This window comes from Nocardia asteroides, from assembly GCF_900637185.1.
GTDB lineage: Bacteria > Actinomycetota > Actinomycetes > Mycobacteriales > Mycobacteriaceae > Nocardia > Nocardia asteroides.
Map to the genome: position 1 here is coordinate 4,412,703 of NZ_LR134352.1, position 19,815 is coordinate 4,432,517.

The following is a 19,815-nucleotide window of genomic DNA, read 5'->3' on the forward strand; positions in this document are numbered from 1 at the left end:
GAACGTCGGTGTTCGGCAGCATGATGGTGGGATGTCGGAGAGGGTGTACGCATGCGCGCGGTGCTGATACTGATCGTGGTGCTGGTGATCGCGGTGATCGCGGGCGACCGGGTGGCCGTGGTGATGGCGCAGAACGAGATCGGCCGCCGGGTCGCCGCCGAATACGATCTGCCCCACGACCCGGAGGTCGCGATCGACGGATTCCCGTTCCTCACCCAGGCTTTCGACGGCACCTACGCCGAGATCGATATCCGGGTGGGCGACTGGAGCGGACAGGACATCACCGTCCAGGATCTCGACGTCACCCTGACCGACGTGTCGGCGCCGCTGAGCGACCTGATGAACCAGCGCACCGCCGATATCGTCGCGGCGACGGCGACCGCGACGGCCGTGGTGCCCTACGACGCCGTGCAGCGGTTCGCGCCTTCGGGTGTGGAGTCGATTTCACACAGCGCGGAGGGACTGCGCGTCACCGGAACCTTCCCGGTGGCCGGTATCGATGTGCCCGCGGTCGTGTACGTCACTGTCGCCCCGGCCGAGACCGGGATCGAGGTCACGCCGGTGTCGGTGCAGTCGGCTGCGGGCGGTCCGACCGTTCCTCTGGCGATGCTGCGCCGGACGCTGACATTCGTCGTTCCCCTGCGCCAGTTGCCACTCGGCGCGCGGCTCACCGCGATCGACGCCAGGGCCGACGGTCTGCACGTGATCGCCGCCGCGCAGGACGTCCACTTCCTGGAGCATCCTGCGGGCTAAGGGCAGCCGCCGAGCCACCACCAGCCGCCGGGCAGTTCGATGCGCGGGCAGATCGGATCACCGAAACCGTCGTAGGGACCCGCGCTGGGCGCGTCGGTGAAGTAGCCGTATCCCGTTGCGCCGTCGGGGATTCCGACATAATCGGGAACGAACGGAACCGGCTGCTCCGGAGTGCCGATGTCGGCCACTTTGCAATTCGCCGAGACCCAGCACAGATGTCCCGGTAGCGATTTCCCGTAGTAGCCGTCGTCTGCGCTCGGCGCGTCCATGGCCGCCACCGCAGCGAAACCCGGCCGCGCGAGCTGGAACCGGAGCCACACGCCGAGCTCCGGGCGGACGACGAACAGCACGGGCGCGCCGATCGCGATCAGCGCGAGCCCGGCCGTCGCCACCAGCGGGCCCCGGGAGGCGTGCGGGCTCGCCTGCCACACCGCGAGCCCGGACCCGGCGATCACCGCCGCGAAGGCCAGCGCCAGCAGCGGCAAGGCCAGCAGCCACAGATAGGTCAGGATCACCCCGCGATGCAACGCGATCACCACCGACAGCACCATCACCGTGGCGGCCACCAGAGGCGGGATCGCCGAACGCCGTTTCGACACCACCGCAACCTAACCCGCCGGAATGGTGAGTTCGCGCGGAGAATGTGGAGACCGTGTGCGAATGCCCGGCCTCGGTCAGCCTGCCCTCGACCAGCCCTCGGTTCCGCTAGGGTCCCGTGCAGATTCGTCTGCCTGGACGCCGCCCGGAAGGATTCCGATGTCGCTTTCTCGTCGCCGGCTGCTCACCGCGGCCGCGGTCGGTGGTTCGCTGGCCGCGCTCGGGATGCCGGTGGGCCGCGCGCAGGACGGGGCGGTGGGTCCCGCCGAGTTCGAGGCGCTCGCCGCACGCGGCTACAACCGGCGATTCCAGGCCCGCCCGGCGAAGATCTACGCGCCCACCGGCACCGAGGAGGTCCGCGGCGCGGTCGCCAGGGCGGTGGCGGAGAACTCGCGGATCGCGGCGCGGTCGGGTGGTCACTGCTTCGACGACTTCGTCGACAACGACCAGACCCGCTCGATCATCGACCTCGCCCGACTCGACACGGTGTTCTGGGACGAGGAGTACCGCGCGTTCTCGGTCGGCGCCGGCGCTGACATCGGCACGATGTACCGGGCCCTGCACCGGTGGGGTGTCACGGTGCCGGGCGGCATCTGCCTGGGCGTCGGGATGGGCGGGCACGTGACCGGCGGTGGGTACGGTCCGCTGTCGCGGCGGTTCGGGCTCGTCGCCGATCATCTCGTAGGCGTGGAGGTCGTCACGGTCGACGCGACGGGGAACGCGAAGGTCGTCGTCGCGACGAAAGACGGCCCGCACCACGATCTGTGGTGGGCGCACACCGGCGGCGGGGGCGGGAATTTCGGTGTGGTCACCCGATTCCTGTTCCGTTCGACCGGCGCCGACGGTGGCGACCCCGCGACCGCGCTGCCGAAGCCGCCGGGTGCCATACTGAGTGCGCGGGTGATCCTGCCCGTCACGACGGAGGATTCGTTCGTCCGGTTCCTGGGCAACTATCTCGCGTTCTTCGAGCGGCATCGGGCGCCCGGCAACGATTTCGCCGGGCTCTACGCCCCGCTGATGTTCCGGACCAGCGGCACCGGCGCGGCCGAACTGCTGATCCTGCTCGACGCCGACTCCCCCGACGCGCAAGCCCGATTCGACGCATTCGTCGCGACCGTGAGCGACGGCGTCTTCCCGCCGCCCGCCGTCGCTCCGGCCACCCGGCTGTCCTATCCCGACACGGTGGACCGGGTGTACTACGCGAAGGGCGCGAACACCACGCGGGTCAAGGTGAAGGCCGCCTACCTGCGCCAGGCCTACTCCCCCGACCAGCTCCGGATCTTCTACCGCTACCTCACCGATCTGCGCTTCCTCGGCGAATCCCAGCTCGAATTCCTGCCGTTCGGCGGCGCGATCAATGCCGTCGCCCCGGACGCGACGGCCATGCCGGCCCGGGATTCGTTCATGAAGATGCTCATCCACGCCTCCTGGCGGCTGCCCTCCGACGACGAGCGGTACGTGCGCTGGGCCCGCGAGATGTACCGCGACGTGCACGCCGACACCGAGGGCGTCCCGATCCCGAACGAGAACTACGGCGGGAGTTACATCAACTACCCGGACCCCGATCTGGCCGACGCCGCGTGGAACACCTCCGGCCTGCCCTGGCACGCCTTCTACTACGGCGCCAACTATCCGCGACTGCTCCGGATCAAACAGTCCGTCGATCCGGGAAATGTGTTCCAGCATCGCCTCTCGATCGGCCGCCCCGACTGGTGACGGCGGTCAGACGAGGGCGAGCACCCGGCACGGTCCGCCGGTGCCGCCCGCGTGTTTGGGCGCGCCGACGATGATCGTGGCGCCCGACGGCGGCACCGCCTCGAGATTGGCCAGCATCTCCACCCCGTAGCGACCGGCGCCGAGCAGGGCGGTGTGCGCGCCGTAGTCAGGGTCTGCGCCGCAGTCCAGGCTGAGCGTGTCGACCCCGGCGCCGACGATCCCGAATCGGCCGACCAGATACTCCACGGCCTCGCCGGAGAACCCCGGCGCGTGCGGCAGTCCGCGGTCGTCGAGATTGAGGAAGGTCGACGGCCGCGTCACCCGTCGTTCCCACCCGGAATACATGGCCACGAACGCCCGCTCCGGAATCTCGCCGTAAGTCGCGCGCCACCGATCGATATCGGCGACGGTCACGACCGCGTCGTTGTCGGTGGCCGCCCTGGCACTGATGTCGAGCACGACCAGCGGCGCGATCAGATCCTGCGCCGGAAGGTCTTCGGTGGTGGCACCGCCGAGGATCCGGTGCGCGGGCGCGTCGACATGGGTGCCGGTGTGCTCCCAATATCCGAGCGCGTACTGCCCGAACCCACCGCTCGCGTGCCAGGCCACCGGAACCATGGTGAACGGCGCGTTCCCCGGCCAGACCGGCAGCTGCGGCGTCAGCGTGTACGTCAGATCGACGACGCGCGACCCCGGCGCGGCCTGGGCGGGCGCGGCCACCGCCGCCAGCGCGGTCAGTCCCGCCAGCCCGAATACGGCCCGCCGGCTGGGCCGCGGCGCAGCGGCGTGGGCCAGACGAACGATCTCGGGCGCGCACACCCCGGTCACGATAGCCGAGCAGATCGGTCGATCCACGCAATCCCGGCACCTCGCCGACATGTCCGCGCGCCGGGAACACCGGGGGCGTGCCAGACTGGCGACGTGAGCGGGCCGGTGAAGACAACCAGTGATGCGCAAGCGAACGGGAAATGGCGTGACCGAGGGGATGTGATCGGGAGCGGACTGCTCTGGCTGGCCAAATGGTCGCTGTGCATCGTCGCGATCGCGGCGGGAGCGTGGGTGCTCGGGTCGGTCGCCGCCCGGCTGTGGGTGGTGATCCTGCCGGTCGCGCTGGCGATCGTGGTGAGCACGATCCTGTGGCCGCCGGTCCGCTGGCTGACCCGGCACAAAGTCAAGCCCGCACTCGCCGCCACGATCACGCTGCTGGGATTCCTGGCCGTCGTGGCGGGCATCGTCGCCTCGATCGTGCCGTCGGTGGCCGATCAGGCACCCGAACTCGCCGACAAGTCCACCGAAGGCGTGAACCAGGTCCGGGACTGGATCCAGGGTCCCCCGTTGCGGATCCGGGACGAGCAGCTCGATTCCGCGGTCGACGCGATCGTGGCGCGCCTGCAGTCCAGCGGCGCGCAGATCGCCAACGGCGTGTTCACCGGTGTGTCCACGGCGACCACGGTCCTGATCACCATCTTCCTGGTCCTGGTGCTGGTGTTCTTCTTCCTGAAGGACGGCCCCCGGCTGCTGCCGTGGATGCACCAGGTGTTCGGTAGCCGTAGCGGTCGCCATGTCGAAGCGGTGCTGCAACGGGTGTGGGCGACGCTGGGCGGCTTCATCCGCACCCAGGCCCTCGTCAGCCTGGTCGACGCCGTGTTCATCGGTGCGGCGCTGTTCCTGCTGGACGTGCCGCTGGCGATGGTGCTGTCGGTGATCACCTTCATCGCCGGATTCGTCCCCATGGTCGGCGCGTTCGTCGCCGGCGCGCTGGCGGTGCTGGTGGCGCTGGTCGGCAACGGGTTCACGACCGCGCTGATCGTGCTCGGCGTCGTCATCGCGGTGCAGCAGCTGGAAGGCAATGTGCTGCAACCGGTCCTGCAGAGCCGCAGCATGGAACTGCACGCCGTCGTCGTCCTGCTCGCGGTGACCGCGGGCGGCTCGCTCTACGGCATCACCGGCGCGTTCCTCGCGGTGCCGGTGGTCGCGATGGTCGCGGTCGTCGTCCGCTACATCGGCGAACAGATCGACGCGGTCACCGGCCCACCGCCACCCGCACCGGAACCCGAGGCCGACGAGGACGCGCAACCGAGTCCACCGCCGGTGGCCGAAGCCGGTGCCTGAACGGGCCTTACCCCCGCTGCTCGGCGCGTGACCGGGAATTCACCGACTCCGAGTCGATATCGTCGGCAGACGCCATTGCGGGTCATGTTGGCTATGGTGTAGTTACCCGAATCACGCTGCGCCTAGGTCAGGAGTCGTCGTGCCGAAGCTCGAGTTCACCCGCAGGTCCGAGCTCACCCGGAAAGAGGCGTCCGAGCAGTTGATCGCGATCGGGCATGCCCTCGCGAGCGGTTCCGAAGTGGAGATGGGATCCGGCGGCGACACCCTGGAAATCCAGGTCGCGGACCGGGTCCGGTGGAAGCTGGAGATCGAGGTCGACGGGGACGAGACCGAGATCGAGTTCGAGATCAGCTGGCGCGACAAGCCGGCCGCGGAACCCGAGCCGGCTCCCCGCCCGGCCCCGGCCAAGACCGCGCGCCGTACCCGGGCCCGCAAACAGCCCGCGAAATAGCTACTTCGGTACCAGGATGCCGGTCAGGTCGGCTTCCCGGATCGGAGTGTCGGGATTGGCTTGAGCGCCGCACATGAGGTCGATGGCGGCGACGGCCAGATCCTTGGTGTTCTGGTCGATCGAGGCGTCGTCGCCGCGTTCCTCTTCGAGGAACTTGGTCACCGTCACCTCTTTCTTGGCCGCGTCCTGCGCGGTGTATTCACTGCACCGGGTGTCGCCACCCTTGTTCAGCGCCTTCTCCGCCTCGCTACAGCCCACGGACCCGCCGAGCAGCAGCAGGGCGATGCCCGAAGCGGCGACAGTTTTTCGTACATCCATGATCATCAGTCCTCGTGTGAAGTGGTGCCGCGGGTGGATACAGGGGACATAGCCACTGTCGCCGGAGGCAATCACACCGATCCGCCCGCGGCACCCTCGGTTAGCCCACGGGGACCGGCAGCTGGGCTTCGGTGACCGGTCGGCCGTCGCGGAGGCGGGCGACCTCCGAGCGGGCGAACTCGACGCGCGGCGTTTCCGCACCCCGATCCGCGGCCAGAGCGTCGGCCAGATCGAAGATCGCGTCCAGGACCCGCTCGTTGCGCCGGCGCCCGGCCCGGCCCGTTTCGGACTTGCGGAAGGCACGCCGGCCCTTGGCGTCGGCGCAGGCGGCCTCGGCCTCCTGCTCGGTGACGGTGCCCGCCTCGACCTCGGGAGCCAGGATCTGCGCCAGGAATTCGCGTTCCCTCGGCACGGTGGTCCGGAACACCACCGCGGCGATTGTCAGCGCGACCACGGTGATCGCGAGGATGACCCCGATCGCGGCCACGGCGCTGGACCCGACATTGCCCATCGCGTCCCAGCATCCGTGCAGCAGCATCGCGACGGCCATCAGCCCCAGGCCCCGCCCCACCCGGCGCGGTTCGGCCGGCCTGCCCAGCAGATACACCAGGCCCGCGCAGAACAGCGCCGTGTACAGCAGGTGCCCGGTGGCGCCGGTGGCCACCCGCAGAACGACGGTGCCCATCGAGGCCTCGACCTGATTCGCCCCGAATTGCGCGGCGCCGGAGTTCATTCCGTAGGCGATGTCCTCGATGATCTCGAACCCCAGGCCCAGGAACGCGCCGACGATGAACCCGTCGAACGCGGTCCGGATCAGCCGCGGCGCCAGGGCGATGAACAGCAGCAGCCCGAAGCCCTTGGCGGTCTCCTCGGTGAACGGCGCGGTCAGGGCGGCGCCCCAGTCCTGGGCCCAGGCGTGCCCGAAGACCTTGCCGTAGATGCTGAGCACGGCGGTGTTCGCGTAGGAAGCCATCGCCCAGGTGGCGGCGAATCCGCCCCAGCAGAACGCGGCGACCAGCAGTGCCGTGGGCTGGCGGGCGTAGCGGTCGATGTGGGCGACGAACCACCAGAACAGCGCGCCGTACACGGCGAACACCGCCGCGGTCACCAGGATCGCGCGGCCGTAGGCGGGATAGCTGGTCGCGATCCGCGAGACGAACAGCAGCACGCCGGAACCGACGAGCAGTACATACACCCAGAACGCGAGATTGCGCGGCTGGTAGAAGGTGAATCCGCGGCCCCAGCCGGAGTTCTCGATGGCCAGGAATCTGGCCCGGGTGGTGTCGGTGCCGGTCATCCTACGTCTCCGATCCGGCCGATTCCGGCGATCATCTCGGCGACCTCGCCGAGGATGTCCTGTCCCGGCTCGGCCGGGCCGATCGCGACGACCTCGATGCCCTTGCCGTCGAGGACGAACGCGGCGAGCACACCGTCGACGGTGGCGGCCGCGTAGCGGGTGATGACGCCGTCCAGTCCCGAGCGGGTACTGATGGCGACCGGGTCGCCGCCGGCCTTCAGCGCGCCGCCGAGAAGTGCGTCGGTGCGTTCGATCTGGGCGAGCAGTGCCGACGCGTCGCCGTCATAGGTGCCGACGCGGACTACGAACTGTGTTCCGCCGCGGGTGAGTACCGCCTCCGTCGGGTAGCCCTCGCCGGTGGGTTCGTCGCTGCGGCGTTCCCCGGCGACGAGCGACCAACCCGCCGCCGCGGTGAACCCCACCCCGCCTTGGAGCGCGATCACATCGCCGGCGACGGTGACGTCCTTTTCCGGCACCGCGGCGTCGATCCGCGGCAACAGGACACCCTGGAGGAGCGCCAGGGCGAGCACGATCAGCGCGGGCGCGATGGTGCGCTTGTCCATGCCGAGCCAGCGCCGGTCCACCGGCACCCAGCGGTCGCCGGGGTCGAAATAGCGCTCGGACAAGGCACTGTCGGCCTCCCGTTGATGCGTTCCCACGTACCTCTCCTCATCGATCGGGGACGCCGGCACGCCGGGCTGGGCGAGCCGGAATGCTCGGATGTGTCGCGGTCAGGCCGCCGGGGCGGGGGCCGGCTCGATGCGGTGGCGCTTGACCAGCAGGATGATCGCCAGCACCGGGTAGACCAGGATCGGCAGCAGCGTCCCGAGGTAGAAGGTCTGCTCGGCCAGGATCATCGTGCCGGTGATCAGGGTGAAGTCGAACAGGCCGTGCAGCACGGAATTGAGCACGTTGCCGTGGCTGACCCGGCGGATCAGATAGAAGAAGTAGCCCGCGAGGCTGACCATGATCGCCTGGGGCAGCGCACTGGCACCGTGGGTGATGCCGTTGGTCAGGTGCACGGCGCCGAAGACGACGCTCGACCACAGTGCGACGCGGCCCTCGGTCAGTCCGTGCTCGCGCAGCACCAGCACGCCGATACCGCGGAACATGCCTTCCTCGCCCCAGCCGACGAACTGTGTGGCGAGCAGCAGCACCAGCACATAGACCAGGCCCTTGTCGGCGAGCGCGGCGTAGTTGATGCCGAAGACGATCGCGACGAGGAACAGGATCGGCACGATCCGCACCCAGGACCGGGTCGGGTGGTCGTCGTGCAGCACCGGCCGCAGCCACCCCAGGTAGGCGATCACGCCGTAGGTGAACGCCAGCGCCACGCCCAGCGGGATGATCATGCCGAAGAACACCGCGCGGGTGGTGAGCATGTCCTCCGCACCGGTGAGCGCCGTCATCAGCAGGCCGCCGAGCTGGATGATCGCGAGGTAGACGATCACGACCACCGCGAACAGCGGGTAGGACAGGCTCCGGCGATTCGGCGTGATGGGCAGCACTGTGTCTGACGCGCTCATGCGGGCAAACATAGCTGTTCGCCACCCTTGCGGCGCGGAAGTGACATTCTTCGGCAAACCCCTTTGACACCCGCGGCGATTTTGCAGCAACTGCCAAATTGTTTCCACAACTCACTGCAAGTGGGCGAAATACAGCCCGCCGTCGGCGAGAGCTGTTGCATCATGGGAAATACCGAGCATTCATTCCCGATACTCAACCGCAACGCGCTTCCGACGGCGACAACGTTGCCCCCGCGCGCGTCGACCACCTTCGCCCACGGCGACGACACCCCGCGGGGGGCACTTGCCCCGGCCCGCCCCGTTCCGTGCAATATGGGTGATATGCCGCATTCGAATCCTGTCTCCGCCTGGAAGTCCCTCCGCGAGGGAAATGACCGCTTCGTCGCCGGTACCCTGCAGCACCCCAGCCAGGACGCCGCGCACCGCGCCGAACTGGCCGGCGGGCAGCAGCCCTCGGCGATCCTGTTCGGGTGTGGTGACTCCCGCGTCGCCGCCGAGATCATCTTCGACCGCGGCCTCGGCGACATGTTCGTCGTGCGCACCGCCGGGCACGTGGTCGACAGCTCCGTGCTCGGCTCGATCGAGTACGGCGTCGCGGTGCTCCAGGTGCCGCTGATCGTGGTCCTGGGCCACGACTCCTGCGGCGCGGTCGCCGCCACCATCGACGCCCTCGACAACGGAACGGTGCCGGGCGGGTTCATCCGCAGCGTCGTCGAACGCGTGACGCCGTCGATCCTGCTGGGCCGCCGCGAGGGCCTGGCCAATGTCGACGATCTCGAGGCCCGCCACGTCGAGGAGACCGCGCGCCTGCTCACCCAGCGTTCCTCGACCATCGCCGAGCGCGTCGAGGCGGGCGAACTCGCCATCGCCTGTGTGACCTACAGCCTCGACGACGGACGTGCCCACCTGCGCAGCGTCATCGGCGACATCGGCGAGCTGGCCTGACCCGCACCCGGTGCACAATGGCTGGCGCTGCGGCCGACGGGGCCAATACAGTGGGCGCATGCGTGGACGATCCCGAATCCTGCTGTGCTCGACCGCAACCGTCGCCGCGGCGCTGGCCCTGCCGGTCCATCAGGCCGCGGCCGCCGAGCCGTCTCCCGGTTGCGCGCAGGTCCGCGTCGTCACGGTCCGCGGCACGCTCGAACCGCAGAGCGGCAGCCTGCTGCTGACGCCGCTCGCGAAACAGATCGCCCAGGAGTCCGGCCGCGCCGCCACGGTGACCGAACTCGAGTACCCCGCCTCGATGGCTCCCGACAGTGCCGTCCGGGGCGTCGAGAACCTGACCGCCCTGGTGAACCAGGCGGCGACCGAGTGCCCGGATCAGCAGCTCGTGCTGCTCGGTTATTCGCAGGGCGCCCGCGTCATCGGCAATACGCTCAGCGCCCGCGCCGCGTTGACGGATGCCGCGGCCACGCGGATCGACGCCGTCGCACTCTTCGGCAGCCCGCTGTTCAACGGCGCCGAGCCGTACAACCGCGGCAACTACGATCCCGCCCTCTCGGGCACCGGTCCCCTGCCGCTCGGTGCGATCGGCGAGTTCACCGACCGCACCCGCTCCTACTGCCATGCCGCCGACCGCGTCTGCCAGGGCGGCGACCCGGCCGCCGGCTTCGGCAATGCCCTGAGCTACGGCCATTTCGCGTACTTCGTCAACGACTACCGCGGTCAGGCGGCGACCTTCGTGCGGGAGCAGCTCGGCTCCTAGCCCTTCCGCTTCCACCGGCCCGGGAGCGCCGAGCCGGTGGACGTCGAGCGGGCTCAGCTAGATTCCGGCGACGTGGGCGAGGTCGACGGCCTGCTCGATCACCGCGTCGATACGGGCCGCGGTGGGAATGCCCGCGGCGCCGGCGTTGTCGGGGCGGTCCAGCGCGCGTCGGCGAACGCCTTCGCCGATGATGGCGAGCTTCCAGAGGCCGAGAACATGCCAGAAGGCGAGGGCGGCCGGGTCACGGCCCGTCACGTCCAGGTAGCGCTTCGCCATATCGGCGCGGTTCGGGAAGCCGGGCAGGGTCGACGGGGCGAAGTCACCGCCGGAGGTCTCCCCCGGTTCGGGCCAGTAGGTGAGCAGGGTGCCCATGTCCGCGAGGGGGTCGCCCAGGGTGGACAGCTCCCAGTCCAGGACCGCCACGATCTCCGGCCGATCCCGGTGGAACATCAGGTTGCGCAGGTGGAAGTCGCCGTGCACGAGCGTCACCTCGCGCTGCTCGGGGATCGCGGCGGACAGCCGCCGGGTGAGATCGTCGAGGCGGGGCAGCTCCCGGGTCTTGGATTGCTCGAGCTGCCGCGCCCATCGGGTGAGCTGGCGTGGCGCATAGGGTTTCCGGCCCGCGAGCTCGTGCAGGCCGTGGCGTTCCAGGTCGACGGCGTGCACGGCGGCGAGCGCGTCGGGCATGGCCGCGGCGATCTCGCCGCGCTCCGACGGAGTGAGCGCTTCGGCGACCTGCATGGTGTCGACAGTGCGGCCGTCGACGTAGTCCATCAGCACCAGCGGCACCTCGGCGTAGCGGGCGTCGGTGGTGCTGCCGTGCACGCGGGGCACGGGAACACCGGTGCCTGCCAGCGCCGACAGGATGCGGGCCTCCCGGACGACGTCGTGGGCGGAGGCGAGAATGTGCCCGAGCGGCGGTCTGCGCAGTACCCAGCGCGCGTCGGCGGCATCGGTGACCAGGTAGGTCAGGTTGGACTGGCCGAGTCCGATCCGCTGGAACCGCAGCGGTGCCACCGCCGGGATACCGAGGTCGGCCAGCCAGGTCCGGACCGCGCCGGCGTCGACCGCGATCGTCTGTTCAGGCACGCGGGGCACCTTTCCGGAACAGGCTCGCGTCGCCGAGGCGCTGCCCGCCGTCGATGACGAAGGTCTCGCCGGTCACCCAGCTCGCCGCGTCCGAGGCCAGGAAGGCGACCGCGTCGGCGACATCGCCGGGTTCGCCGATGCGCCCCAGCGCGGTGGCGGAGTTCAGGGCGGTCTCGTGGGCCTTCCACAGCGCCTCGGCCAGTCGCGTGCGCACCACGCCCGGCGCCACCGCGTTGACCCGCACGGCCGGCGAGAGTTCCAGTGCCAGCTGCTTGGTGAGGTGGATCAGCGCCGCCTTCGAGGCGTTGTAGAGGCCGAGGTCGGGTTCGAACCCCATGCCGCCGATGGAGGCGATATTGATCACCGAGCCGCCGTGTTCGCCCATCCAGGCGCGCGTGGCCAGCGAGGTCCACAGAATCGGGGCCCACAGGTTCACGCCGAAGGTCTTGGTGAACCGGTTGTAGTCCTGGTCGACGACCGGCCCGTAGGCGGGGTTGGTGCCCGCGTTGTTGACCAGGATGTCGATGCTGCCGAACCGTTCGAGCGCGGTGTCGATGCAGCGCCGGGCAGCGTCCTCGTCGGTGGCGTGCGCCGCGACGCCGAGGGCGGTGCCGCCCACCTCGGCGGCGGCCGCGTCCGCGGATTCCTGACTGCGCGAGGTGAGGACGACATTGCCGCCCGCCGCGGCGATCGCCTGTGCGGTCGCGAGTCCGATGCCGCGCGAGGCGCCGGTGACGATGGCGGTGCGGCCGGTGAGATCCGATCGGGACATGTCCGTCGCTTTCTGCCGGTGGAGGCCGGCCGGTGGTCGGTGGCGGCGGCAGCTCCTGCCCGTAATCCGTTGTCGTGGAGCACTTTTCGGAAGACATACCGGCCACCACGTCGGTGACGCGTTCACGATAGGGCGCGATGGACTACTCGGCTATGGACATCGGCACAGGATGTGACAGGGCAGATGTGCGCAGGCACATAACTCCGGTCAGTCTCGACCAGCCTGCGGCGTGAGCACCCAGGGGCTCAGCTGATGCGCCAGTTCGAGGGCGAGTTCGACCGCGAGCCGATGCTCACCGGGCGGATGGCCCAGCAGCGCCGTGGCCCGGGTGACGCGCTGCAGCACCGTGTTCCGATGCGTGTGCAGCCGAGCCGCGGCGCGCGGCGCGTTCTCGGCCTCGTCGAGGTACACCCGCAAGGTATCGCGCAGGCGAGCCGCCGCCGCGGTGTCTTCCGCCAATGGGCCGAGGGTCGCGGCGACGAATTCGACCGCGCGACGGTGGTCCTGCGCGGCCAGCGCGGTGACTTCCAGATCCCGGTGCAGCGCCAGCCGCGCTCCCCCGGGATGGCCGGCGAGCAGGCCGTGCACGTCCAGCGCGGCGGCGTGCGTGCGCCGGAACCCGGCGATACCCGGCGCGGTGGGTCCGACGGCCACCCGGACTTCCGGCGGCACCGCGTCCAGCACGGCAGGCAATCCGGTGGTGTCCGGATCGGTGTCGGTACCCAGCCACGCCCACAGCGTCGACGCGCCGACGGCCAGGGTCAGCGGTTGCCGCGCCCCGAGGGACCGGGCCACCAGATGCGCGGTCGATTCGAGGACACCCTGCCCGGCCGCCCCCTGGGACCACACCACCAGCGCGGTGTGCCTGCGCGACAGCTCGTACCCCAGCCGTTCACCGGCACGCCTGCTGTCGATCGGCGCGCCGTCGAGGATCAGCCGCACGGTCTCACCGCGCCGGGCGAGAACGCCGCCGAGCAGCTCCTCCCGCTCCCGCTGCGCCGCCGCGATGACCTGACCGATCACCTGATCGATGAACTCGCCCATGCTCTCCGAGGCCAGGTCCAGCACCTGCGCGAGCACGGGCCCCGACGGCGCCAGCCGGATGGCGTGCGCCATGTACCGCCGCCACACGATGTTCTGGCCGCGCCGATAGGACTGGAAGATCGCGTTCAGCTCGAAGCCGCGCCGGGCCACCGTGCGCGCGACGTCGAGGGCCTCCGGCGGGATGTCGAACACGGTCGGCGTCTCCCGCCGCGCGAACACCGTGAGCACCCGCGCGGTATTGGCCCGGTTGCTCGCCGACATGTCGGCGATGAACGCGGCATCGGCGTTCATCGACGGATTCGCGGCGAGCTCGGCGGCGTCCATCTCGGCGACGAGCTCGTCGACCTCGCCCAGCATCACTTCGGCGACGGCTCCCATCAGCTCCGCCACCTCGGGTGATTCCGCACCGCCGACCATGCCGAGCAGTCTGCCACCGCCCGGCCGGGTACCGGCGGTCAGCTGCGGCCTAGGCCGGTGGGCGGTAGGTGACGTCCAAGGCGACGGCTTCGTCGATCTGCGCCGGTGTCAGCAGGCGGACCGTGTGCGAGACGGCCGCGCCGACGGCCGCGGTGCGGATGGCGAGCGCCGCGGCGGCGACGTCGTCGGGGACGTCACCGATGACGAACAGGTCGTCCTCGCCGAAGGCGAAGTAGCACGTCTCCACCGATCCGCCGACGCTCTCGACCATCTCCGTGATCGCCGCCTGTCGCGCACTCCCGCCCTGCGCGAGCAGACCCTGCGCCCCCTCCTGGAAATAGCTGACCCGCCACATGTACTTGGGCATATCCACCATCCTCCTCGGTCGGACACGATCGTCGGGACAGGGCCTGGGTTCCAGGCCACACCCACACGATGAGCTGTCGCAGCAATGATGCGCCAACGCGACGGCCGCGATACCCGCGCAGGTCGCGTGTCGCGCCACGTTTCACCGCTCGCGGGCAGTGGCTCCCCCTTCGGGGAGTTCGCGCCGTGTCCAGGGGCGTCACAGTTCGTCGAGCAGGTCCTCGAGGTGGATCGGCAGATCGCGGACCCGGATTCCGGTCGCGTGGTAGACGGCATTGCCCACGGCGGCGGCGGATCCGACGATGCCGATCTCGCCGATTCCCTTGGTGCCCAAGGGGTTCACGTGCGGATCGGTTTCGTCGATCCAGCTCACGTCGATCTCGCCGATGTCGGCGTTCGCCGGGATGTGGTAGCCGGCGAGGTCGTGGTTGACGACGGTGGCGAAGCGGGGATCGAACCGGCTCTCCTCGAACAGCGCCATCGACACGCCCATGGTGATGCCGCCGACGAATTGGGAACGCGCGGTGCGCGGATTGACGATGCGGCCCGCGGCGAAGACGCTCACCATGCGCGGCACCCTGATCTCGCCCGTGTCGGCGTCCACCGCCACCTCGGCGAAGTGCGCGCCGAAGGCGTGGGTCGAATAGTTCTCGCGCTCCGGGTCTTGCGCCGCGTCCACGGTGATCTCCGCTCCGTCGGCGGGTTCGGTGCCGAACCGGTCGCGGAAGGCCTGCCCGGCGGTCACGACGGCCGAGCCCCAGGACGACATGCCGCTGGACCCGCCGGCCACCGTGCCCGTGGGCAGCGTCGAGTCACCGATGCGCAGATCGATGCGGGCGGGGTCGACGGCGAGGGCGTCGGCGGCGATCTGGCCGAGCGTCGTCCAGGTGCCGGTGCCGATGTCCATGGCGTCGATGGCCACCTCGTAGCGGCCGCCGCGGTACCGCACGCGGGCGCTGTTGCCCGGCGAGACCTGCGCGGGGTAGGTGGCCGCCGCAACGCCGGAACCGCGCAGCCACCGGCCGTCGCGCCGTGCCCGCGGCGTCGGATCCCGGTCGTCCCAGCCGAAGCGTTCGGCGCCGGCGCGCAGACACTCGAGCAGCCCGCGGCTGGAGAAGGGCCGACCCGTTTCCGGGTCGACCTCGGGTTCGTTGTGGACGCGCAGGGCGATCGGGTCCATCCCGAGGGCGACGGCGAGTTCGTCGAGCGCCGTCTCCCCCGCGTACATGCCCGGGCAGTGGCCGGGCGCGCGCATCCACGACGAGACCGGTACGTCCAGCGCCGCCAGCCGATGCGAGGTGGACCGGTTGGCCGCCGCGTACATCACCCGCGAGGACACCGCGGTCTGTTCGGCGTATTCCTTGACGGTCGACACCTGCTCCACCACCTCGTGGGCGATGGCGGTCAGGGTGCCGTCGCGGTGGGCGCCGAGCCGGATCCGCTGGATGGTCGGGGTGCGGTAGCCGGCCAGCGAGAACAGCTGCTGCCGGGTCAGTGGCAGTTTCACGGGCCGGTCGCCGACCATTTTCGCGGCCATCACGGCCAGCACGATGTGGGCGTGCGGTTCGCCCTTGGAGCCGAATCCGCCGCCGACATAGGGCGCGATCACCCGCACCTGTTCCGGGTCGAGGCCGAACAGGGGACCGATCGTCGCGCGCACCACGTGCGGGCCCTGGGTGGAGTCGAACAGCACCAGCGTGTCGCCGGTCCAGTGCGCCACGGTGGCGTGCGGTTCCATCGGGTTGTTGTGCTGCATCGGTGTGGTGTAGGTGTGGTCGATCGAGACCGGCGCGATGTCCAGCGCCGCGTCCACGTCGCCGACGGAGGTGTCGGAGTCGAAGCCGCCGTCGAGGCCGTCCGGGGTGTACAGGCCCTCGTGGTCCACACGCAAGGTGACGTCGGCGGGGAGCTCGTCGTAGACGACCTCGATGCGGGCCGCCGCCTCGCGCGCGATCTCGGGGCTGGTCGCGACGACGGCGCCGATCAGCTGTCCGCGGAAGGCGATCCGGTCGTGCTGCAGGATGAAGAGCTCGGCGTCGTCGTCGGCCGACAATCGCGGCGCGTTGTGATGGGTGAGGACCGCGACGACACCGTCCATCCGCTCGGCGGTGGTCGTGTCGATCGCGCGGATGCGGCCGCGGGCGATCGTCGCCTGCACCGCGAACGCGTGCAGCGGCTCGTGCTGCGGGTGCTCCATCGCGTAGGGAGCGCGGCCACGCAGTTTGGCCGGGCCGTCGACGCGGGTGGGTGAGCTGCCGATCGCCTGAATGCGCAGCGGGGTGGCCATCACGCTCCCGTCAGTTCGCGCAGGGTCGACACGAGCACCCGGCGGGCCAGGGGGATCTTGAAGCCGTTCTCGCGCAGGGGCCGCGCGGCGGCGAGTTCGGCGTCCGCGGCGTCGGCGAAGGCCGACTCGGTGGCCGGTTGTCCCCGCAGCGCGTCCTCGGCGGCGTAGGCGCGCCACGGTTTGTGCGCGACTCCGCCGAAGGCGACGCGGGCGTCGCGCACGACGCCGTCGGCCAGGTCGACCGCGGCCGCCACCGACACCAGTGCGAAGGCGAACGACGCCCGGTCGCGCACTTTGCGGTAGGTGGAACCGGCCGCCCAGCCGAGGGCGGGGATGTCGACCGCGGTGATCAGGTCGCCGTGGTCGAGAACCGTGTCGCGGTCGGGATCCTCGCCCGGGAGCCGGTGCAAATCGACCACCGGGATGGTGCGCTCGCCCTCGGCTCCGAGTATCCGCACCACCGCGTCCAGGGCGGTCAGCGCGACCGCCATGTCCGAGGGGTGGGTGGCGACGCACTGGTCCGAGGCGCCGAGGATCGCGTGGTCGCGGTCGAAGCCGCCGATCGCCGAACAGCCGCTGCCCGGGGCGCGCTTGTTGCACGGGGTGGTGGGGTCCTGGAAGTACGGGCAGCGGGTGCGTTGCAGAAGGTTGCCCGCGGTGGTGGCCAGGTTGCGCAGCTGCGGTGACGCGCCGGCCAGCAGGGCCGCCGACAGCATCCGGTACCGCCTGCGGATGAGCGGGTGCGCGGCCAGGTCGGCATTGCGCACCGCCGACCCGACACGCACGCCGCCGTCGGCCAGTTCCGTCACCTCGTCGAAGGGCAACCGGCTCACATCGACCAGCCGGCTCGGTGCGGTGATGCCGAGCTTCAAATGATCGACCAGATTGGTACCTGCGCCCAGGAACGCGGCGTCCGGATCAGCGCGGACCGCGGCCACCGCGCGTGCGGCGTCGGTAGCGCGTTCGTAGTCGAATTCCCTCATCGCAGGGTGTCCTGGATCGCGGCGACGATCGCGGGATAGGCGCCGCACCGGCACAGGTTGCCGCTCATCCGTTCCCGGATCTCCGCGGCGTCCAGATCGATCTCGCCGGTGAGATCGGCGCTCACGTGACTGGGTGCGCCCGCCTCGGCTTCGGCGACCATGCCGATCGCCGAGCAGACCTGGCCCGGCGTGCAGTATCCGCATTGGAAGGCATCGTGGGCGAGAAAGGCCTGCTGGATCGGGTGCAGGACTTCGCCGTCGGCGAGCCCGTCGGCGGTGACGACGGTCGCGCCGTCGTGCGCCACCGCGAGCGCGAGACAGACGGTCGCCCTGCGCCCGTCGAGCAGGACGGTGCACGACCCGCACTGCCCGTGGTCACACCCCTTCTTGGGAGCGGTCACCTCGAGCTGCTCCCGCAGCACATCCAGCAGGGTGGCGCGGGTATCGACGTCGACCTCCCGCCGCTCCCCGTCGACGGTCACACTGATCCGGGCACGCATAGAACGACCTCTCGTCTGCGGAACACCGACTCCACCGACCCCACGCGGCCGACCCCACCGGGCCCACCACCGTCCTCCACGCCTCTGCTGTGCGATCACGCACCTGCCACGCTACCAACCCACCGCATCCACGCCACGAACATCGAACCCGGCGGGCGAGCTCTCCGCCCGACCGATTTCACCGCACCGCTCGCAAGGCCGGGGTGCCCGGCCTGACGTTCGCCAAACAACGCGAGAGGGCCGGCCTGTCGACGACCGCGGCGGACTGCTCCGTGCCGCACCCTGAAACCAGACCCAGCCACATCACCTGTGCTGCGATCGCAGACGATGCCCGCCCCGATTCGTTCATGCTGGTGGACCGACAAATCGTTGGGTCGGCCGAACACGGCGACCGTCGGTTCGCGGTTCGACGACAGACCTCGCTTGACCTTCCAACGAGTGGAGTGCGGGCTATCGCGCCCGGCGTAGCGCGCGCTCCGCCGCGTTGACTCCGCACATTCCGTGGGCTCCGGGGCCCGGCGGGGTCGCTGCCGAGCAGAGGTAGTGGCCGGGGATGCCGATGTCGTACGGCTGCAAGGTCTTTCGTGGGCCGAAGACCAGCTGGGGGGTGTCCTTGGCGCCGGTCATGATGTTGCCGCCGACGTAGTTGGGGTTGTAGTCGGCGAAGTCGGTGGTGGTGCGGGTGTTCAGGCCGACGACGCGGTCGCGGAAACCGGGTGCGAACTGTTCGATGCGGTCGATGATCGCGGCGGTCGCGTCGCCGGTGTAGCCGTGGGGCACGTGGGCGTAGGTCCACAGCGGGTGGACCGAACCCGCCGAGCGCTGAGGGTCGGCGAGGTACTGCTGGCCCACCAGAACGAACGGGCGCTGCGGCATCCGGCCGGCGGCGATGTCACGCTCCCCCGCCGCGACCTCGGCGAAGGAGCCGCCGAGGTGGACCGTTCCCGCCCGGCGGGCCGCCTCCGCGGTCCACGGGACACCGCCCTCGACGGCGAAATCGACCTTGAACGCGCCGGGTCCGTACCGGAATCGCCGGTAGGCGCGGGCGATCCGGGCCGGGAGCCGGTCGCCGAGGATCTCGGCGACCGCGGTCGGGGCGACATCCCAGACGGTGATGTCCGACGGGGGCAGGTCGGCGCGCGAGCGCACCCGCACCCCGGTCTCGATCTTGCCGCCGCGATCGCCCAGTGCGGCCGCCATGGCGTCGGCGATCCGCTGGGACCCGCCGACGGCCACCGCCCAGCCGTACCGGTGCCCCGCGGTGAGGATGCCGAGCCCGACACTGGCACTCAGCGGCCGCTCGAGCGGGACGAAGGCGTGTGCGGCGACACCACCGAACAGCGCCCGGCCGGGTTCGGTCCGGAAGGCGCGCGCCAGCCAGGTGGCGGGCGCGGTGGCCGGAATGCCGAAGCGCGCCAACCGGATCGGATGCCGGGGCACCCGCAGCAGGGGCCGCATGATGTCGGCGCCGGTCTCCTCGTAGCCGGCGACCGGGCCGTCGAACAAGGCACGCCACAGCCGCTCGTCCGCGCCCAGCCCCGCCGCGGTGTCGGCGACCGAGCGGTGCAGCACCCCGGCGGTGCCGTCGTCGAGCGGATGCACGCAGTCGAGTTCGGCCCAGGCCCAGCGCAATCCGTACCGTTCCAGGTCGACCCGCCGCAGGAACGGCGATCCGACGGCCATCGGATGGATGGCCGAACAGTGGTCGTGCAGCAGCCCGGGCACGATCGCCTCGCTCGAGCGGGTGCCGCCGCCGATCGTGTCGGCGGCCTCGAGCACCGTCACCTCGACGCCCGCCCCGGCCAGGGTGACGGCCGCGGCCAGTCCGTTCGGGCCGCTGCCGACCACTGTCGCCGTTGTCATCGCACTCGTCCTCTCC

General features: G+C 70.5%; 20 protein-coding genes. 6 read left to right on the forward strand and 14 right to left on the reverse strand.

Annotated features, from left to right (window positions below; genetic code table 11):
• Positions 1–51 precede the first annotated feature (51 nt).
• Positions 52–753, forward strand: a complete 702-nt coding sequence (locus EL493_RS20675) for an LmeA family phospholipid-binding protein (RefSeq protein ID WP_019047231.1) — start codon at positions 52–54, stop codon at positions 751–753.
• Here EL493_RS20675 and EL493_RS20680 read toward each other — a convergent pair.
• Entirely contained in the window at positions 750–1,352 is a 603-nt protein-coding gene (locus EL493_RS20680; RefSeq protein WP_126405819.1) for a hypothetical protein, read from the reverse strand. The two genes, EL493_RS20675 and EL493_RS20680, sit on opposite strands and share 4 nt — an antisense overlap.
• 157 nt (positions 1,353–1,509) lie before the next feature.
• Here EL493_RS20680 and EL493_RS20685 point away from each other — a divergent pair, with 157 nt between their 5' ends.
• Positions 1,510–3,066: an FAD-binding oxidoreductase gene (locus EL493_RS20685; protein WP_019047233.1), complete on the forward strand. Its 1,557-nt coding sequence runs from the start codon at positions 1,510–1,512 to the stop codon at positions 3,064–3,066.
• A gap of 6 nt (positions 3,067–3,072) precedes the next feature.
• On the opposite strand, the gene EL493_RS20690 is transcribed toward EL493_RS20685, so the two are convergent.
• A complete protein-coding gene (locus EL493_RS20690; RefSeq protein ID WP_036835954.1) occupies positions 3,073–3,885 on the reverse strand; it encodes a cyclase family protein in 813 nt (270 codons plus the stop codon).
• A 168-nt stretch (positions 3,886–4,053) separates the two neighbouring features.
• On the opposite strand from EL493_RS20690, the gene EL493_RS20695 reads away from it, so the two are divergent.
• Positions 4,054–5,178 (forward strand): AI-2E family transporter, encoded by a 1,125-nt coding sequence (locus EL493_RS20695; RefSeq protein WP_019047235.1) that lies wholly within the window; start codon positions 4,054–4,056, stop codon positions 5,176–5,178.
• A 139-nt stretch (positions 5,179–5,317) separates the two neighbouring features.
• Positions 5,318–5,629, forward strand: a complete 312-nt coding sequence (locus EL493_RS20700) for an amphi-Trp domain-containing protein (RefSeq protein WP_019047236.1) — start codon at positions 5,318–5,320, stop codon at positions 5,627–5,629.
• Here the strand turns inward: EL493_RS20700 and EL493_RS20705 are convergent, their stop codons facing one another.
• The 4 genes from EL493_RS20705 to EL493_RS20720 form a co-directional block, all read right to left on the reverse strand.
• Complete coding sequence (locus EL493_RS20705; RefSeq protein WP_019047237.1) at positions 5,630–5,947, reverse strand: hypothetical protein; 318 nt, start codon at positions 5,945–5,947, stop codon at positions 5,630–5,632.
• Between the two features lie 100 nt (positions 5,948–6,047).
• Positions 6,048–7,244, reverse strand: a complete 1,197-nt coding sequence (locus tag EL493_RS20710) for a PrsW family intramembrane metalloprotease (RefSeq protein WP_019047238.1) — start codon at positions 7,242–7,244, stop codon at positions 6,048–6,050.
• Positions 7,241–7,903 carry a hypothetical protein gene (locus EL493_RS20715; protein WP_019047239.1) on the reverse strand — a complete coding sequence of 221 codons (663 nt, stop codon included), beginning with the start codon at positions 7,901–7,903 and terminating at the stop codon, positions 7,241–7,243. The genes EL493_RS20710 and EL493_RS20715 overlap by 4 nt, the downstream gene beginning before the upstream one ends.
• Before the next feature lie 72 nt (positions 7,904–7,975).
• Complete coding sequence (locus EL493_RS20720; RefSeq protein WP_036835730.1) at positions 7,976–8,770, reverse strand: CPBP family glutamic-type intramembrane protease; 795 nt, start codon at positions 8,768–8,770, stop codon at positions 7,976–7,978.
• 321 nt (positions 8,771–9,091) lie between these two features.
• Here EL493_RS20720 and EL493_RS20725 point away from each other — a divergent pair, with 321 nt between their 5' ends.
• Positions 9,092–9,715, forward strand: coding sequence for a carbonic anhydrase (locus EL493_RS20725; RefSeq protein WP_019047241.1), 624 nt, complete (start codon positions 9,092–9,094; stop codon positions 9,713–9,715).
• A 58-nt stretch (positions 9,716–9,773) separates the two neighbouring features.
• Positions 9,774–10,478: a cutinase family protein gene (locus tag EL493_RS20730; RefSeq protein ID WP_019047242.1), complete on the forward strand. Its 705-nt coding sequence runs from the start codon at positions 9,774–9,776 to the stop codon at positions 10,476–10,478.
• Between the two features lie 57 nt (positions 10,479–10,535).
• On the opposite strand, the gene EL493_RS20735 is transcribed toward EL493_RS20730, so the two are convergent.
• From EL493_RS20735 to EL493_RS20770, 8 genes are all read right to left on the reverse strand, one after another.
• Positions 10,536–11,567, reverse strand: a complete 1,032-nt coding sequence (locus EL493_RS20735) for a phosphotransferase family protein (RefSeq protein WP_022566848.1) — start codon at positions 11,565–11,567, stop codon at positions 10,536–10,538.
• Positions 11,560–12,339, reverse strand: coding sequence for an SDR family oxidoreductase (locus EL493_RS20740; RefSeq protein ID WP_019047244.1), 780 nt, complete (start codon positions 12,337–12,339; stop codon positions 11,560–11,562). The genes EL493_RS20735 and EL493_RS20740 overlap by 8 nt, the downstream gene beginning before the upstream one ends.
• Positions 12,340–12,546: 207 nt before the next feature.
• Positions 12,547–13,800, reverse strand: coding sequence for a PucR family transcriptional regulator (locus tag EL493_RS20745; protein ID WP_019047245.1), 1,254 nt, complete (start codon positions 13,798–13,800; stop codon positions 12,547–12,549).
• Positions 13,801–13,849: 49 nt separating this feature from the next.
• Positions 13,850–14,167, reverse strand: coding sequence for a GYD domain-containing protein (locus tag EL493_RS20750; protein WP_030202263.1), 318 nt, complete (start codon positions 14,165–14,167; stop codon positions 13,850–13,852).
• A 198-nt stretch (positions 14,168–14,365) separates the two neighbouring features.
• Complete coding sequence (locus EL493_RS20755) at positions 14,366–16,453, reverse strand: xanthine dehydrogenase family protein molybdopterin-binding subunit (protein WP_019047247.1); 2,088 nt, start codon at positions 16,451–16,453, stop codon at positions 14,366–14,368.
• Positions 16,453–17,436 carry an FAD binding domain-containing protein gene (locus EL493_RS20760; protein WP_019047248.1) on the reverse strand — a complete coding sequence of 328 codons (984 nt, stop codon included), beginning with the start codon at positions 17,434–17,436 and terminating at the stop codon, positions 16,453–16,455. Before EL493_RS20760 ends, EL493_RS20755 begins: the two co-directional genes overlap by 1 nt.
• Complete coding sequence (locus EL493_RS20765; protein WP_019047249.1) at positions 17,433–17,936, reverse strand: 2Fe-2S iron-sulfur cluster-binding protein; 504 nt, start codon at positions 17,934–17,936, stop codon at positions 17,433–17,435. Before EL493_RS20765 ends, EL493_RS20760 begins: the two co-directional genes overlap by 4 nt.
• A 450-nt stretch (positions 17,937–18,386) precedes the next feature.
• Positions 18,387–19,799 carry a phytoene desaturase family protein gene (locus EL493_RS20770; RefSeq protein WP_022566846.1) on the reverse strand — a complete coding sequence of 471 codons (1,413 nt, stop codon included), beginning with the start codon at positions 19,797–19,799 and terminating at the stop codon, positions 18,387–18,389.
• Positions 19,800–19,815: the final 16 nt, after the last annotated feature.

Excerpts from the sequence above, each read along its gene's own strand:
- EL493_RS20675 (WP_019047231.1), top strand. The coding sequence starts at position 52 with ATGCGCGCGGTGCTGATACTGATCGTGGTGCTGGTGATCGCGGTGATC.
- EL493_RS20685 (WP_019047233.1), top strand. The coding sequence starts at position 1,510 with ATGTCGCTTTCTCGTCGCCGGCTGCTCACCGCGGCCGCGGTCGGTGGT.
- EL493_RS20705 (WP_019047237.1), bottom strand. The coding sequence starts at position 5,947 with ATGGATGTACGAAAAACTGTCGCCGCTTCGGGCATCGCCCTGCTGCTG.
- EL493_RS20710 (WP_019047238.1), bottom strand. The coding sequence starts at position 7,244 with ATGACCGGCACCGACACCACCCGGGCCAGATTCCTGGCCATCGAGAAC.
- EL493_RS20720 (WP_036835730.1), bottom strand. The coding sequence starts at position 8,770 with ATGAGCGCGTCAGACACAGTGCTGCCCATCACGCCGAATCGCCGGAGC.
- EL493_RS20725 (WP_019047241.1), top strand. The coding sequence starts at position 9,092 with ATGCCGCATTCGAATCCTGTCTCCGCCTGGAAGTCCCTCCGCGAGGGA.
- EL493_RS20730 (WP_019047242.1), top strand. The coding sequence starts at position 9,774 with ATGCGTGGACGATCCCGAATCCTGCTGTGCTCGACCGCAACCGTCGCC.
- EL493_RS20740 (WP_019047244.1), bottom strand. The coding sequence starts at position 12,339 with ATGTCCCGATCGGATCTCACCGGCCGCACCGCCATCGTCACCGGCGCC.
- EL493_RS20745 (WP_019047245.1), bottom strand. The coding sequence starts at position 13,800 with ATGGTCGGCGGTGCGGAATCACCCGAGGTGGCGGAGCTGATGGGAGCC.
- EL493_RS20750 (WP_030202263.1), bottom strand. The coding sequence starts at position 14,167 with ATGCCCAAGTACATGTGGCGGGTCAGCTATTTCCAGGAGGGGGCGCAG.
- EL493_RS20755 (WP_019047247.1), bottom strand. The coding sequence starts at position 16,453 with ATGGCCACCCCGCTGCGCATTCAGGCGATCGGCAGCTCACCCACCCGC.
- EL493_RS20760 (WP_019047248.1), bottom strand. The coding sequence starts at position 17,436 with ATGAGGGAATTCGACTACGAACGCGCTACCGACGCCGCACGCGCGGTG.
- EL493_RS20765 (WP_019047249.1), bottom strand. The coding sequence starts at position 17,936 with ATGCGTGCCCGGATCAGTGTGACCGTCGACGGGGAGCGGCGGGAGGTC.
- EL493_RS20770 (WP_022566846.1), bottom strand. The coding sequence starts at position 19,799 with ATGACAACGGCGACAGTGGTCGGCAGCGGCCCGAACGGACTGGCCGCG.